A 16,009-nucleotide genomic window follows, 5' to 3' on the forward strand; every position below is an offset into this window, starting at 1 on the left:
TTGTGTTGATTATACAGGGGGTACTAAAAATTGATTTCGATATTGATTCTGGAAGCTTCCAGTTGTTTTTCTCGTTCGGTTTTAAAACCGTAGGCTCCTATTTCATGTTCTATGTCTTTTGACAGTTCTTCCAGAAATACCAGATAACGCTCGGCAAAAAGGTCTATGGTGTCTTTGCTAAAAACATCTTTTCTGTATTCCAGAATAAAATCGGAACCGTTTGAAATGACCCACAAGTCATATTTAACCTGTTCTGTAGCTATACTTTGCGCCTTTGCCTTAAGGTTTTCATTGATTGTAAATTCATCATGAGTAAGCTCATTCCAGGTAAAACCGGTATTGATAAAATTTGTTCCTCTGTCTCCCCTTTCAAATTCTAAATCTCTCAGAATTAAATCGATTGGGTACATTTGGTGCTCAAAAGCTTTTGACAATTTGTGCTGAACCCCTCTGATTATAGTTTCGAAATTTTCATTTTGATGAAGTTTAACCCGTATGGGCAGCAGGTTAACATAATACCCTAGCTGATCTTCGAGATGAGCATGAGCCCTTCCGGCAAACGGAACTCCTAATATGATATCCGATTGCTCTGTTTGTACATGCAGAAAACTGAAAAATGCGGCTAAGTGAAATGAAAATTCAGTGACATTAAGCTTTTTAGCGATTTTCTTTATGGCTGAATTAACCCCGGCATTCAGGAAAAAATCAATTCTACTGCCTTGATCCTCCACTTCAGTTGGGAGCAGATACTCATATTTATACTGGAGTGGTTTTAAATGCCCCTGCAGCTCCTTCATCCAGTAAGCATTGGTTATAGCGTTTGTTTCAATCTGAGTTCTCAGCCAATGACCGTATTCTTTATACTGAATATCCAATTTTGAAGAAGGCAGAACCGCTTCTTTTTTCAATATTGAATTGTAATTACTGCTGATCTCTTCTATCAGAAGCTGCAATGACCAGGCATCGGATATGATATGATGAATTACAAATAACAAAACATGATGTTCAGAATCGCTGCGGACTAATTTTGCTTTAAATAAAGGCCCATTGAACAAATCAAATTCAAAATTGCTTATTTGCTTAATTTCCTGCTTTAGTAACAGTTCTTTGTCGTTAAAGTCGCTAAAATCTTCGCATACAATCGAAAGTTTAAATTCTTCTAATGGTGTAATGAACTGTCTGATACTTTTTTCGTCATCTTCTTTAAAAACTGTTCTCAGTATCTCATGTTTTTTGATAACGCGATAGAAAGCTTCTTTAAAAGCAATAATGTCAAGCGTTCCGTGAAAATGGTATACGGCAGGAATGTTGTAAGCCACCTCATTCCCTTTAAACTGACTTACCATCCAAAGGCTTTTCTGTGCGTACGACATCTCATGAGAAGCCGCCGCGGGAACTGCTGCAATAGGTTCAAAATTATTGGAGAATGATCTCTTTATCAGTTCAGCCTGATCTCTTAAAACGGAATATTCAAATAATTTTTCAAAAGGAACGGTAACCTGTAACTGTTCGTTTATTTTATTAATCAACTGCCCCAGCTTAAGACTGTGTCCTCCCAGATTAAAAAAATCATCGGTCGCACTGATGGTCTCTACTGCCAAAATATCTTTCCAGATAAGTGCTACTATTTTTTCAATCCTTCCTTTTGGCTCAATATAACCACTATTTGTCTCGTTAATTTCATCGATATTCGGAAGTGCTTCTTTGTCTGTTTTTCCATTTGGAGATAAAGGAATAAAAAGAACCTCAACATAATATTGCGGCACCATATAGGCAGGCAGTTTGCTTTGCAGATAGGCTTTCAAATCATCTTTAGAAATAGAATTACCGGCTGTATAGTATGCCACTAAAGTATCAGCACCTTTAAGTTGTTTTACAGCCACCACAACTTGTTTTACATCTGCTGAAAATTGCAGGAGACCATTTTCTATTTCGTCCAGCTCTATTCGATAGCCTCTTAGTTTTACCTGATGGTCTTTTCTTCCAAGAAATTCAATATTCCCGTCAGGAAACCATTTAACCATATCGCCTGTATCGTATAAAACACTTCCTTCGACAAATGGATTTTTAATAAATTTAGCTGCCGTAAGTTCATCTTTATTCAAATATCCCAAAGCTACTCCTTCGCCGGCTAAATAAAGTTTTCCAACAATACCCAGTGGCGTAAGCTGTAGATTTTTGTCTAATATATAAGCCTGTGTATTGGAAATAGGTTTTCCAACCGGAATTGTTTTATAAGCCTTGCCTTTTTCTAACTGGTAATACGTACTATAAGTCGTATCCTCAGAAGGTCCGTACAGGTTTCTGATTTCTGCTGAAGTGCGCAGCAATTCTCTGGCAATATCAACCGGAAACGGTTCACCCGCTAAATTGATGATACTGGCATTTTCTAATGAAGAAAAATCTTCCTCCATCAGACTTCGTATACTGGAAGGAACTGTATTCAGTAAAACTTTTTTATCGGTTTTTAATTCTTTACTTATCTCCAAAGCATTGCTAAGCAGTTTTATAGTCTTTCCAACTGATAACGTAAAAAACATTTCATAGGCCGAAAGGTCAAAACAATGTGAGGTTACGGCATAGACCAAATCAAAACGTTCTGTATTGAATTCTTTTTTAGCCCAGTATAAGAGTGCTGTAACATTTTTATTGGTAATCAGAACGCCTTTCGGTTTACCTGTTGTTCCCGAAGTATAAATAACATAAGCCAAATCTTCGGCTCTGTTTATTTTTGGAAGATTTTCGATACTATATTGTTGTTTCTTTACCTGAAACTTACTCCATTCGTTTTCGTCAATTACAACTTTGCAATTACTATCTTCTACAATATATTTTATACGATCCTCAGGATAATTAACATCCATCGGAACATAAGCTGCTCCTGATTTAAGCACTCCTAAAATCGTTATGAGCAAACGCTCATCTCTTTTTAAACGAACACCTACTAAATCGTTTGGTCTGATCGCATAATTTTCTCTCAGATAATCCCCCAATTGATTGGATTGCTCGTGGAGTTCCTTATAAGTCAACTGTACATCATTGAAAATAAGTGCACAATCATTTGGTGTTTTGACTGCCTGAGATTCGAGCAGATCAACAATAGTAGCTTCTTTCGGAAAGTAAATTTCAGTATCATTGAATGTTTTCAGCAACAATTCTTTTTCTGATTCCTCTAAATATTCAATGGTATCAATCGTAACATTTGCATCCGTAAATACAGTCGTCAACAAATTCTCAAAATGTTTGAAGATCGCATTAATCCAAAAGGCATCGTAGAGATCGGTATTGTATTCCAATCTTAATAACAGCCTTTCTTCCTGCTCTGTGAAAATAAAACTAAGATCAAACTGAGAAGTATTTCGTTTCACTTCATAAGGCTCTACGTCAACTCCCAACATTGGAACATTGGTCGATATGGTGTTTAATTGTGCCTGATTTTGCAGTACAACCAACACATCAAACAAGGCCGATCTTGAAGCATCTCTTTTTAAATTAAGTTTGTTGACTAAAGTACTGAAAGAGTAATTCTGATGCTCATAAGCCTCGATTAAGATTTTTCTTTGCAGCTCTAATAAGGTCGAAAAACTATGCGTTCCGTTTATTTCGGTTTTAATCGCTAAAGTGTTTAAAAATAATCCCAGTTGGTTTTCCAGATCCGGGTGCTCCCTTCCGGCTATCGGAGTGCCCAGAACAATCGTATTCTGATTCGTATAGCGGTACAATAAAGCATTGATTCCGGCCATTAGCGTCATGAACGGGGTAACAGTATTCGTTTTAGAAAAATGCTTTAATTTTGATAAAAAAGCCTCCGAAAATTGATACGAAAGCGTATTGCCATTATAAGTTTGTCTGACCGGACGGCTTCTGTAACTTGGCAATTCCAGAACAGGAATATCTTCTTTAAATACAGACAACCAATAGTTTTCTGAATCTAAAACCGCTCCTTCGTTTTCCTGCGACTGTAACCATGCTGCATAATCTTTAAACTGAATTGCCGCAGGTGAAAAATCAATCGGTTTTTCCTGAACCAGATTATTGTAAGCAGCTACAATCTCTGAAAACATCAGTTCTAACGACCAGCCATCGCTTATGGTATGCTGTACCACCAACGAAAGAATATGTTCCTTTTCTTCTGTTTTTAATAATGCTGCTTTTACTAATGGCGCCTTCGTTAAATCAAAAATAGTCGCTTGTTGTTCCTTTAAATATTGAGAAATCTCTTCTGTGCTCTTGTTCAGATAATTTTCGTGAGTAAGAGCAAAATTCCATTCGCCTTCTTCTAAAATGTACTGACTTATTTCGCCATCATCGCCTGCTTTAAAATAGGTTCTTAAAATTTCATATTTAGCGATTAAAAGACGAAAAGCTTTCTCCAATTTTGAGACTTCCAAATCACCTTTAAATTTTAAGGCTCCATGCATGTTGTAGGCACTATTACCGCCTTCAAACTGGCTCAACACCCAAATTTTATGTTGTGAAGAGGTTAACGGGTAATATTCCTGCGCTTTCGCTTTGGGAATTACCTTATAACCTCCTTTTTGTATTTTTTTACTTATTTGTGCAATAGTAGGAGTTAAAAAAAACTCTTTATACGAAATAGATCCCTCTAACTCTTTGTAAATATGATTAATTACCTGACCGATCATTAAGCTGTGTCCTCCCAAATCGAAAAAGTTGTCTTCGATACCCACTTTTTCGATCCCTAAAATTTCCTGCCAAATAATAGTCAGCGTTTTTTCTGTTTCACTTTTCGGGGCTACATAATTTGCATTTGATACCTGAGTCAACGGCAAATTTTCAAGAACCTTACGGTCAATTTTTCCATTTGGTGTCAACGGAATTTTATCGACACCAATAAAATAATGCGGTATCATAAAAGCCGGTAGCTTTTCCTTAAGGTAATTTTTTAAAATTTCGTGATTTACCACTTTAGTTTTAGTGAGATAGACCACCAAACTTTGCGCTCCGTTTTTTTGTAATACCAGAGCAACGGTTTGTGTAATATTTTCTGAAAAAGAGAGCACTGCGTTTTCAATTTCTCCCAATTCGATGCGGTATCCTCTTAATTTTACCTGATAATCTTTTCTTCCCAGGAAGTCAATAGTTCCATCCGAAAGCCATTTGGCCATGTCTCCGGTATCGTACATCAAAGATTCTTCTTTAAACGGATTCCGTATGAATTTTTCAGCAGTTAGTTCAGGACGATTCAAATATCCTTTTGACAGTCCATCACCCGAGATGTACAATTTTCCGGCTACACCAACAGGTACTAATTCTAAATTTTTATCCAATAGGTAAACCTGAGTATTCGCTAATGGTTTCCCTATCGAAACTGAAGCAGTGTACTCTTTTTGCGGTGATAATCTATAAACTGTACTGTACGTTGTATCTTCAGATGGCCCGTATAAATTTCTTATCTCGGCATTAGTCTGTACTAATTTCTTAGCAATATCAACCGGAAAAGGTTCACCTGCCAGATTTATTATCGCAGCATTTTCTAAACTGTATCCGCTTTCAATAGTATTTCGAATACTTGATGGTACGGTATTGATCAATACCTTTTTATCGTGCTGAAGCGCTTCTCCAATTTCGAGTGCATTGTCCAGAATTCTTATTTTTTTCCCAATAGAAAGAGGATAAAACAATTCGTAAACCGAAAGATCAAAGCAATAAGAAGTTGCCGCATAAACCACATCAAAAGCAGCAGCACTAAACTCCTCCTGTGACCAATAAAGTAAAACAACTGCATTATGATGCGTAATCATAACCCCTTTCGGGTTTCCGGTAGTTCCCGAAGTGTAAATGATATACGCTAAGTCCGCAGACTGATTTAGTATCTCAGGATTGTCTGTTTTGTAATCGTCTTTTTGATTGAGAAAATTTCGAAATTCATTTTCATCTATAACCACTTTACACTGACTGTCCTCTTCGATATATTTGATTCGCTCCTCAGGATAATTAACATCGACAGGCACATAAGCTGCACCGGATTTAAGAATCCCTAATATAACTACTGTTATAGATTCGCTTCGTTCCAGTTTTATTCCAACTAAATCATTAGGCTGAATATCATACTCTTGTCTGAGATAATGAGCTAACTGATTCGCGTGCTGATTCAGTTCGTTATAACTCAATTCCTTGTCCTTAAAAATAACAGCTGTATGAACTGGTGTTTTTGCTGCCTGCTCCTCAAATAACTCAACCAAAGTTTTAGTCGGATAATTTTTTACCGAAGGATTAAAAGAGTTTAACAATTCTTCTTTCTCCAACAAAGTAACCACCGGTATTTTATCAACCGAATCATTCATATAAGACTCAAGTTGCAACAGCCAATTGGCGTAAGTGTTTAAAAAATGTGCTGCTACATGATCCTCTATAAACGAAACATCATAGGAAAGAAATAACTCAAATTCTGTATCCTTTTTGTTTACTGATAATGAAAACGGAAAGCTATTTTTTACGTGGGCTGATTTTGAATTGTAGAAAAAACCAAAAAGCGCATATTCAGCAAAAGGATATTTTTCCTGTAACGCATCCTCATACTCCGAATGTTTATAAACTTCCTGTATTTCCTTTTTAACTTCCCCTAAATAATCCTTAAATGATTGGCCAGATGCAGAAATACTTTTAAACAATAATGCAATTTCAGCATCAGTAGGTTTCAACGTGAAAATGAAACTCTCCACTTCAAAATAGCGTTGCAGTAAGGCCGTATAAACCGTAGTTAAAACGGTTAATTCTGCTATTGCATTCTCACCGGTAAGTTTTTTAAAAAACGCAAGATTTTTGGTATCAACCTGTATGTTCTTACTACTCCCATTTTGGGGCTTAACACTATTGATCAGGGGCTTATTTTTAACTTTTGTTACCCAATAGTTCGAAATACTTTTTTGTTCGATGGTTGTCATTTAAAAGTCTAATAATTTGAAGGATATTTACTTCTTCAAAATGTGATGAAAAAGTATAAGAATCCGTTTAGTTGTAAAAAACTGTCTCTTTAATAAAATAAATCAAAAGCATCCAATCGAAATAAGTCTACTAATTATATGGATACTATAGATATTTAAACTACTACTCTTCCGTAGAAAAAACCACTTCTTATTCAGAATTTAACTTCATAAAATGAAAAGCCGGTTTTTTTATACTCGATAACATTAATTCTGCAAATAATAGGATGGAATTGTAGCAGTGATATTTTTCTGCAGCGAATCAATTCTAACCACAATTTTATTGGTGTTGTTTGTATTTAGTACTTCACATTCTAATCCTTTTAAGGAACCGTAAGAGATCGTTTTAAAATCTCCAACACTAAATTCTTCAACATGTGTTTCAACCTCAGTGACGTCATTGTTTAAAAGCAAAAGTTCAATTTTTCGCATTTCTTCATCACTCACTTTGGCATACTCCATTCCAAAGCGGATGTACATGCATGCTCCATTAATCGAAAGCGTTTTATAAAAATCTAATGAAGAATTTATCTTTACAAAAACATAAGACGGAAAAAGTAATTTCTGAATACTTTTCTTTCTATCCGTACGTGTACTCTGTACCTGAATAGTTGGTAAAAAAGCCTTAATAGACAAATATCCGAGCATATCAAATACTTTTCTTTCGTGATGAGATTTAACATACAAGACGTACCAACCATTGTGAATTGACTTCATAAATAACACTCCCTTTTTTTAATAGCTTCGCTGTCCTCGGTTACGAGAATATTTATCTAAATACGGATTTGAAAAATTAAAACGCATTTTATTTACGGCTAAAATAGTAGTAGTATTTACATAAAAATTACGGACTTTTTAAATAAAAACTACGGGCTTTCATATTAAAAAACGTAAAACACTGATAATAAATCAAACACTTGCTATTTTTGCATGAAAAGAAAACACCTCTATAACTCCCTAAAAACCAATAATTAAGCTTTGAAAAACAATTCAAATATTTCGATTTAAAAAAATTGTAACCGGGAAGTACTTTGTTTTCAAAAAAAGAAAACCCGACAAGTTTTAAAAAACTGTCGGGTTTTAAGGACTTTTGTGGAGATCGTTAAAATTTTGCCGTTTTGAAGCGTCAAGCCAGCTCCTTAATATTAAACCGGACTTCAATTTTGGTGCCTTTTCCAATTTGTGATTCAATACTAAACTTACCTTTTAGCGAACTGGTTCTTTCTTTCATATTGTTTAAACCTATGCCTTCTTTTTTAGTTTTCGTATCAAACCCCTGACCATTGTCAGTAATTGACATTTTTAGGACACTATTAGCCTCAAACCTGATTTTAATTTCACATTTTGTGGCATTAGCATATTTATTAACATTTAATATCGCTTCCTGAATGATGCGGTATAAATTTATTTTGTAAATGTTCTGAATAGCCGACCATTCAAAATTTTCGTCGGTTGTATAAATAAACTGAGTGGCACTGATATCCTTTTGACATTCGATTAAACTCAACAGTAAAACATTAAAATCATTACCATCTAAAAAAGAGCTGTGGCTTAGATCATGTGATACCATTCTAACCTCGTTTTCTATATTTTGCAGTTCAAAAATATACTCTTTTCTTTTTTCGATTATTTCCGCTTCAACTTTAGAATTAAAAAAGCCCAGATTCATTCGGACTCCATAAATTCTATTCATTATTCCGTCATGAAGTTCCTTTGCAATTTTAGATTTTTCATTATCTCTTGCACTGTTTATTTTTTCATGCTGTTCCATCAGCAGTAAATAGACTTCCTCATTTGCAGACTTTTGTTTTTTAAGGAACTGCAATTCTTTATTTTTATACTTGGAATATCTTAAAATAACAATAATCAGCAATAGAAAAATCGATGCAAATGAGAGGATTAAAATATAGAAATTTTTCTTCGTCAAAATCTTATTTTCATCTTCAATTCTGGAAGTTTCGTACTCAATTCTTGCATATTTATTGTGTGCATTTTTTTGAACAATATTGATACTATCACTCAAATTAATGTACTCGTTTGCATAATAGAGACTATTTTTCTTATCCAGAGTAGAAAGCAGCTTTAATGAAGTTAAAATTTCATTACTGTTCTTAATTCGCGTGGCTAACAAATTGGCTTCTTTTAAAACTTCGATTGCTTTAGCCGTATCTTTTTGTGTGAGGAAATACTCTCCAATGCGGATCTTTTTATATAGAATATCTGCTTCATCTCCTTTATTTTTCAAAATCTCTAATGATTTGGAAAACATTTCATAAACATTGTCATATTCACCAATTTTCATTTTAGAATAGGCCAGATTACTCAGGACATTAGCATACAATCGGGGCCAATTTTTTTCTAAATCACTGGAAAGTAAACCTTCCAGCTTTGCTATAGACTTTAAATATTCCCCTTTTAAATCATACAGATTACAGATATTAATCGTAGCCGTTACATTGTAATTGGTTATTTCGTCCTTGTCAATATGATTCAGCTTGATCTTTTCCAGATTATTCAAAGCCATACGGTGGTACCACAATGCTTTATCATAATTGACCAGCTTTTCAAGACAATTCCCCATTAAAGCATTGCAGCAATAGAGTAACTGCTGATCTTTAGATTCTTTTAAATACTGTAAGGCTTTAGAGATTTCAACTTCGCATTCGATATAATTTCCATCATAAAACAAAACGTAAGCTTTGTTAAATAACATTCGTGCCGTATTATCGTAATCTGATAATGTAGAATATACTTTTTCGGCTTGCAGGTAATAAAAATAAGCGCTGTCCTTTTTTAGATTCCCATAGCTGTCGCCAATATAATAAAATGCTTTGGCCATTCCTTCTTTGTCGTCAACCTCTTTAGATAATCTCAAAGCCTCTAAACTGGCTGCCAAAGATTTTTTGGGATTTTTATTGTAATAGTATTCTGTGGACAGCTTAAAATGAAGATTTCTGGTAACAGAATCATTATTCTGATCCTTTAACAAATTAAATATAGAGTCTAAATATTTCTCTTTCTCCTTCCCTTTTAAATACTTATCATCCACTGAAATAGTAATTTTATCATTAGCATTCGCGAATTCATTTTTCCTGCAGGAAAAAAAAGTCAACACAAGTAATAAACAAACTATTTTAAAAGGTGTCGTCAAAAGTTTAAGTATTATTTTACAATTTCAAATATAGGGTTTTGAAATAAAAAGACTATAAGATTTAAAAATAAATCAAATAGTCTTTTTTATAAACACAAAAACATTTAGTCTTTTCTGGTTGGTCTTGTAATTTCGGGATCTCCCTCAGTATTTAACAAGTCTGTATTCGAATTAGTCGTTCCATTTACCATCTTATTTGTTTTTGGATCTAATTTTTCATGCAGATTTTTTGACTGACTACTTTGAGTTTTCGGAGTTTCGTAATCATCATTTGTACAAGAAAAAGTCAACAATGCAACAGCAATTAGCAATCCCGGAATAAATAACTTCGTTTTCATAAAAATAACTTTAATTGATTATTAAAACAAAAAAACATCAAACTGTGGATTAAAATGTACGGTAAATCCGTAATATTTCATTTAATTCATGTTAAAAATGCGACTTGTACTAATTATCAGTCATTCAACCCGTCTCTTTAGTTGTAAAACAATCAAAATTCCATTACGGAAAAACCGTAGTTTTTCTTACATTTGTTTCCAATAGAATTTAACAAATTATGAATCTTAATATTTTGATCGTCGACGACCATCCAATGACGGTGGACAGCTATATCAATCTCTTATCTGATGGTGAGTTTCAGCAAAATTTACCAAATTTTATTAAAAGTCATAATTGTGAAGATGCTTATAACAAAATCATTCTTCATCACAAGCAAAATATTAATATCGATTTTGCTTTACTTGATATTAATCTGCCACCCTACAAACAATCCAATATTAATGACGGTATAGATTTGGCCTATTTAATCAAGGAAAAATTCCCGAATTGCAAAATAGTACTCCTTACCATGCGCAGTGAGCCTTTGACTGTCGACAAAATAATAAAAGGAATTCGACCTGAAGGTTTTATATCCAAAAGTGACATCAATTTTGAACAGTTTCCTGTAATTTGTAAAAACATTATTAATGGTGAAATATTCAGAAGCAATACTATTGTAGAATCTCAAAGGGAACTATTCAAGAAAAATATTAATTGGGACAATCACGACAATCAAATTTTGATTCTAATCTCTGAAGGGGTAAAAACAGTAAATCTTCCCGAATATATTCCGCTTTCAATGAGTGCCATAGAAAAAAGGAAAGCCAACATAAAAGATCAGCTGTTAAAAGGAAAAGGAAGCGACAAAGATCTAATTGAAAAGGCTAAAACGCTGGGATTATTATAACAAGGTCAATATACTCCTTTTTTATTTAAAGACACAAAACAAAGAAGGCTGCCCTTTCAGACAGCCTTCAATTCAATCAATTTCTATTTAAAGTCTACTATTTTATTATCTTTTTATCAGGCTGTGCCACACCATCTACTTTTACCTTCAAAAAGTAGAAACCGTTGGTAAGATTATTGCCATCTATAGTTATAGTGTCATCATTGGTGTCGTATGATTTAACAAACATGTTCTGTCCTAAACTGTTATAAATTAATACTTCTACTTTTTTTCCCGAAAATGAATCAGAACTAATGTTTATGACATCATGAAACGGATTTGGATAAGCTTTAAAAGCTACTTTGTTTTCAAAATCAACACTGCCCAAAGTAGGAAAAGTAAAAGGATTAACTGTAGAAGGCGTTGTAATTAAAGCTTGCGGTCCTGCACTATATGCATATCGTATTACTGCAAAACTTTTTCCGTCTGTACTTACGGCTGCTTCAAAATAACCATAATAAGAGATGCCGTTTTTAACAAATGTAAATCCAATGAATCCCGTTTTTCCATTCCAGTTATTATAAGCAGGACTGCTAATCATTGCATCTCCTGACGAATTCCAGTTGTTGCTTCCTCCAATTGTCTGATTGGTTCCAATAAAACTAATTGAACTTGTTCCTGTTTCACTTACTAAACCGTTATTGGTCAAAAATTTCACGCCCTCTTCGCCATACTGCAGCTTAAATTCGGTATCGTTTCCATCTACCTCGGCAGTAATTCTAAAGGATCCTGAAGGACTCGCAGCCGAAACTACGATCGGAGTAGGTAAATCTACTTTAACAACAACATAAGCATTTGTAAAAGTAAAATCAGTAGTGAACGATTTATTTTCTAAAACTGCTGTTCCGCCGGTAATAGCCGGATCTAAAAAGGTAATTGTGGCTGTAGCTGCATTGGCTGTCTCATTAGCAATGGCTTTGCCCTGATAACTTACCTGAACCGTAGTGTTATTTACTACACTCACACTAGCAGTTAAACCCGATGGTAAGCCTGTTATAGTAAAATCCGTCCCCTGAACTAAATTACCAGAACTTTTTGTAAAAGTTCCATCATTTGTTGTCAGCTGTACCGTTACCGTCGTTGTAAAAGTTCCGTCATTAGTTAATTTATCTTCAGCGATTACTGTTGGAGTATTAGTCATCTTAACCGTACCTAACTGGAGCGGCGTAGTGATTGAAGTCATAGGTGCCGTATTATAGGCATATTTACTGATCGTATAACTCTGACCATCAGCACTTACAACTGTTTCAAAATAACCATAATAAGACACCCCATTCTTAGTATATTTAAAGCCTATAAAACCAGTTTTACCATCCCAAACCGTATAAGAACTGCTTCTTAGAGTAGGAACTCTTGTCCCGTTCCAATTGCTTGCTGCACCAATTGTAACATTATATCCCAGATATGAGATATTGTTAATTCCTGATTCGCAAACCAAATCCTTATCATAATTTTCTAACTTTAAGTCATTGCCGTCAATAAATAATCCATAGCTGGTATGATCTGCCTCTGCCGTAATATTAAATGGATTCCATTTAGAACCTGTAACAGATACTGTTAAAGGAGTTGGAAGATCAACATAAATAATTTTATAAGCGTTCTTAAAGATAAACTTAGTTGTAAAATTATCACTATCCAAAATAGCGGCTCCTCCGGTAATTGCAGGATTCAGGAAAGTAACAGTCGCCGTGGCTGTATTTGAAGCTTCATTGGCCGTGGCTTTACCCGTATAACTCAACTCGGCTGTTGTACTGTTTATTAAAGTAATTTCGGGGGTCAAACCTGCTGGCAATCCTGTAACGGTAAAATCTGTTCCAAGAACTAAATTCCCAGAGCTTTTTGTAAAAGTCCCACCGTTTGTTGTTAACTGAATTGCGATTTTTGTTTCAAAACTGCCATCATTGGTTAAAGCATTTTCATTTATTTCATCGGGTGTAGTGGCTAAATGAACAGAAAGATCTACCGGAATATCTTCCGTAAGTATACCTGCCAGCGGTTCTGTATTATAAGCATATTCTAATAATGTATAAGCAGTTCCCTTGGCATTTACTTTCACCTTAAACCAGCCATAACAAGGTTCATCAGCTATTGTAAATTTAAAACCAATATAACCCGTCTTCCCATCCCATGATTTATAACCCGCATTTCTTAAATTGTGTAGATTAGGATAACTGCCTCCTTCAATAAAATTACTGTTGCCATCAATAAGTTGATTGGCTCTGATCAAACTCATGTTTAAAGAATTCCCCTCACAAACAATAGATTTTGTATAGGTTTCTAATTTAAGATCACCCTTATCCACAAAAACTCCATAATCCTGCTGATCAGCATCGGCAGTAATTCTGAAGAATTTCCAGGTATTTTCTGCATCCACGGTATAATTCAGATCTTTCACATGTACAATTGCATAAGGATCTCTGAAATTAATTTTAACAGCTGCAACAGAACTTGACAATACTGTAACCCCACCTGTAATAGCAGGATTTAAAAATGTTACTACTACCTGAGTACTATTTTCTTTCAAATGCATCGCAGCATTTCCTGTAAAAGCCAATTGAACTTCGGTAGTACTAATTGCGGTTAGTTTGGCTGTCAAACCAGCCGGAACACCTGTGATCGTATAATCAACCCCTGGAGTTAACTGCCCTGAACTTTTGACAAAAGTTCCATTGTTCGTCGTTAGTTTAAAAGAAGAAATTTGAGAAATGCTTCCATTATTAACAGCGCTCTCCGAAAGAGAAGCCGGCGAAACACTTAACGCCACTTTATCTGTGATTCCGGTATAAATGGTTCCGCCCGGTTGTGTATTATAAGCATATTCTACAATGCTGTATCCTGAACCGTCCGCAGCAACAACTGCTTTTAACCAACCGTAACACTTTTCTCCATCAATGGTGTATTCGAATCCTAAATAATCCGTTTTCCCGTCCCATGCCTTATAAGAAGAGGTTCTAAGATCTAATTGGTTAGGATATGCTCCCGGTGCTGTAAAATTACTGCTTGCATTAATTGCCGCATTAAAGCCGAGAGCAGTAATATTATTAGTTCCTGTATTGGTTACCAGTCTTTTTCCGTAAGTTTCAACTTTTAAATGATTGGCTGCAAATCGCCAGGCACCATATTTAACATCATCTCCTTTTTCAAGCGCAAAATATTTCCAGGTAGACGTTGGCGTAACTGTCATATCAGGTATATCAACATAGAAAATACCATAGGGATCTCTAAACTTAAAATTCCAACTCAAACCATCACAAAGCATACCACTCACTCCACCATTTAATGCAGGAGCTAACAATGTAATTCCACCGCTGGTTGTATTACTTGCATTATGATTCGTTGCCGTTCCGCTTATAGTAACCGTAGCCTGATTACTGCTGTTTATAACAATCGCAGCACTTAAACCAGCGGGCAAATTAGAACTAAAATCTACCCCGGAAGTTAAAGCTCCCGACGATTTCGAAAAGACGGCTCCATTTAAAGTAATTACAGCATTGCCTGTAACCGTTCCGTTATTAGCAATATCTTCTTTAAAACTTGTAACATTTGTGGTTACACTGCTTCCGGTTGAATTAACACCGGTATCGATCAAATTTTGTGCTGACCATAAAGTTTTTCTTGCAGCGTGTTGTAAAGCAGCAAGCATTCTCGCTACCTGTCCTTGTGTAAACATCTTACTGCATCCTTGTGCAGCATTGTACCCCATATAATTCTCTATATTTACTTTGTCACCATCGCAATTCGTTCCCGGTACACAGCCCAAAGAATGTTTTCCGTCTTCTTTTGGAGTATCATCCACTTCATCAGTCCCTGTGCAGCCACCATCAAAAGTGTGAATCAAATTCAGGAAATGCCCAAACTCGTGAGTCAGTACTGAGGCAAATTCTTTATTGGTATTTTCTCCCAGATAAGCTCCGTTATAAACACATCTTGCCAATTTATTATCGGACATCCACGAATCCGGGTACCAGCAAACTCCGGAATTATTGGTAGCTCCATCAGCATACAAATCATTCTGAATGTAAACGTTCATGTACTTGTAATTGTCCCAGGCATCTGCCTGAATCTGGCTATCGTACCCACTGCCGTTACCATATCCGTCTTTTTTTCTTTCAAAAATTACACCGGTGGTACATTTTCCATTGGGATCTATCTGTGCGAGTTTAAACTCAATATTTAAGGTTCCCCTTCTTGCCTGAAAAAAGGGTTCTACGGTATTGAAGTCATCATTTAGACCCTGAAAATCCTCATTAAGATGCTTTAAGGCTATTTGTATTTTTTCAAGAGTAACTGTTTTACCATTAAACGATGTACCATACACGTGAAAAACAACCGGTATCGTATAAGTAGTATTTACCGAACTTTTATTGGTTTTCAGCTTTTTAGCGTATTCTTTACTAAAAAAATTAAACGCTTTACTTTCTTTCAATGAACCAGGGTGGTTCTTTAATTGTAATTCATTGACCTCTTTTGTACGACAGCTGTGTGAAGGCTCGATTAGATCCTGTGCTTTTATCCCCTGCATACTCCAGAGACAACACAATACTAATAAAAGTAGTTGTTTTTTCATAATACTTGTTTTTGGTTTAGTTTTGTTAATTATTTACAACACACATAATTTAAATCTTAATTTATTACGATTTAAATCAA

Annotated in this window: 6 protein-coding genes; 1 reads left to right on the forward strand and 5 read right to left on the reverse strand. The window is 35.0% G+C overall.

Annotation, left to right across the window (positions count from 1 at the left end; translation table 11 throughout):
- Positions 1-23: 23 nt before the first annotated feature.
- The 4 genes from OLM58_RS21660 to OLM58_RS21675 all read right to left on the reverse strand — a co-directional run bounded on the left by OLM58_RS21660 (position 24) and on the right by OLM58_RS21675 (position 10,436).
- On the reverse strand, positions 24-6,908 hold the full coding sequence (locus tag OLM58_RS21660) for a non-ribosomal peptide synthetase (RefSeq protein ID WP_264530617.1): 6,885 nt from the start codon (positions 6,906-6,908) through the stop codon (positions 24-26).
- 246 nt (positions 6,909-7,154) lie between these two features.
- Entirely contained in the window at positions 7,155-7,664 is a 510-nt protein-coding gene (locus OLM58_RS21665) for a UpxY family transcription antiterminator (RefSeq protein ID WP_264530618.1), read from the reverse strand.
- A 409-nt stretch (positions 7,665-8,073) separates the two neighbouring features.
- Positions 8,074-9,996 carry a tetratricopeptide repeat-containing sensor histidine kinase gene (locus OLM58_RS21670; RefSeq protein ID WP_264530619.1) on the reverse strand — a complete coding sequence of 641 codons (1,923 nt, stop codon included), beginning with the start codon at positions 9,994-9,996 and terminating at the stop codon, positions 8,074-8,076.
- A gap of 206 nt (positions 9,997-10,202) precedes the next feature.
- Entirely contained in the window at positions 10,203-10,436 is a 234-nt protein-coding gene (locus OLM58_RS21675; protein WP_264530620.1) for a hypothetical protein, read from the reverse strand.
- 218 nt (positions 10,437-10,654) lie between these two features.
- On the opposite strand from OLM58_RS21675, the gene OLM58_RS21680 reads away from it, so the two are divergent.
- Positions 10,655-11,323, forward strand: a complete 669-nt coding sequence (locus OLM58_RS21680) for a response regulator (RefSeq protein ID WP_264530621.1) — start codon at positions 10,655-10,657, stop codon at positions 11,321-11,323.
- A 97-nt stretch (positions 11,324-11,420) separates the two neighbouring features.
- On the opposite strand, the gene OLM58_RS21685 is transcribed toward OLM58_RS21680, so the two are convergent.
- A complete protein-coding gene (locus OLM58_RS21685) occupies positions 11,421-15,929 on the reverse strand; it encodes a zinc-dependent metalloprotease (RefSeq protein ID WP_264530622.1) in 4,509 nt (1,502 codons plus the stop codon).
- Between the last annotated feature and the right edge of the window lie 80 nt (positions 15,930-16,009).

Origin of the sequence: Flavobacterium sp. N502540, assembly GCF_025947365.1 — a bacterium.
In the GTDB taxonomy this organism is placed as follows: Bacteria; Bacteroidota; Bacteroidia; order Flavobacteriales; family Flavobacteriaceae; genus Flavobacterium.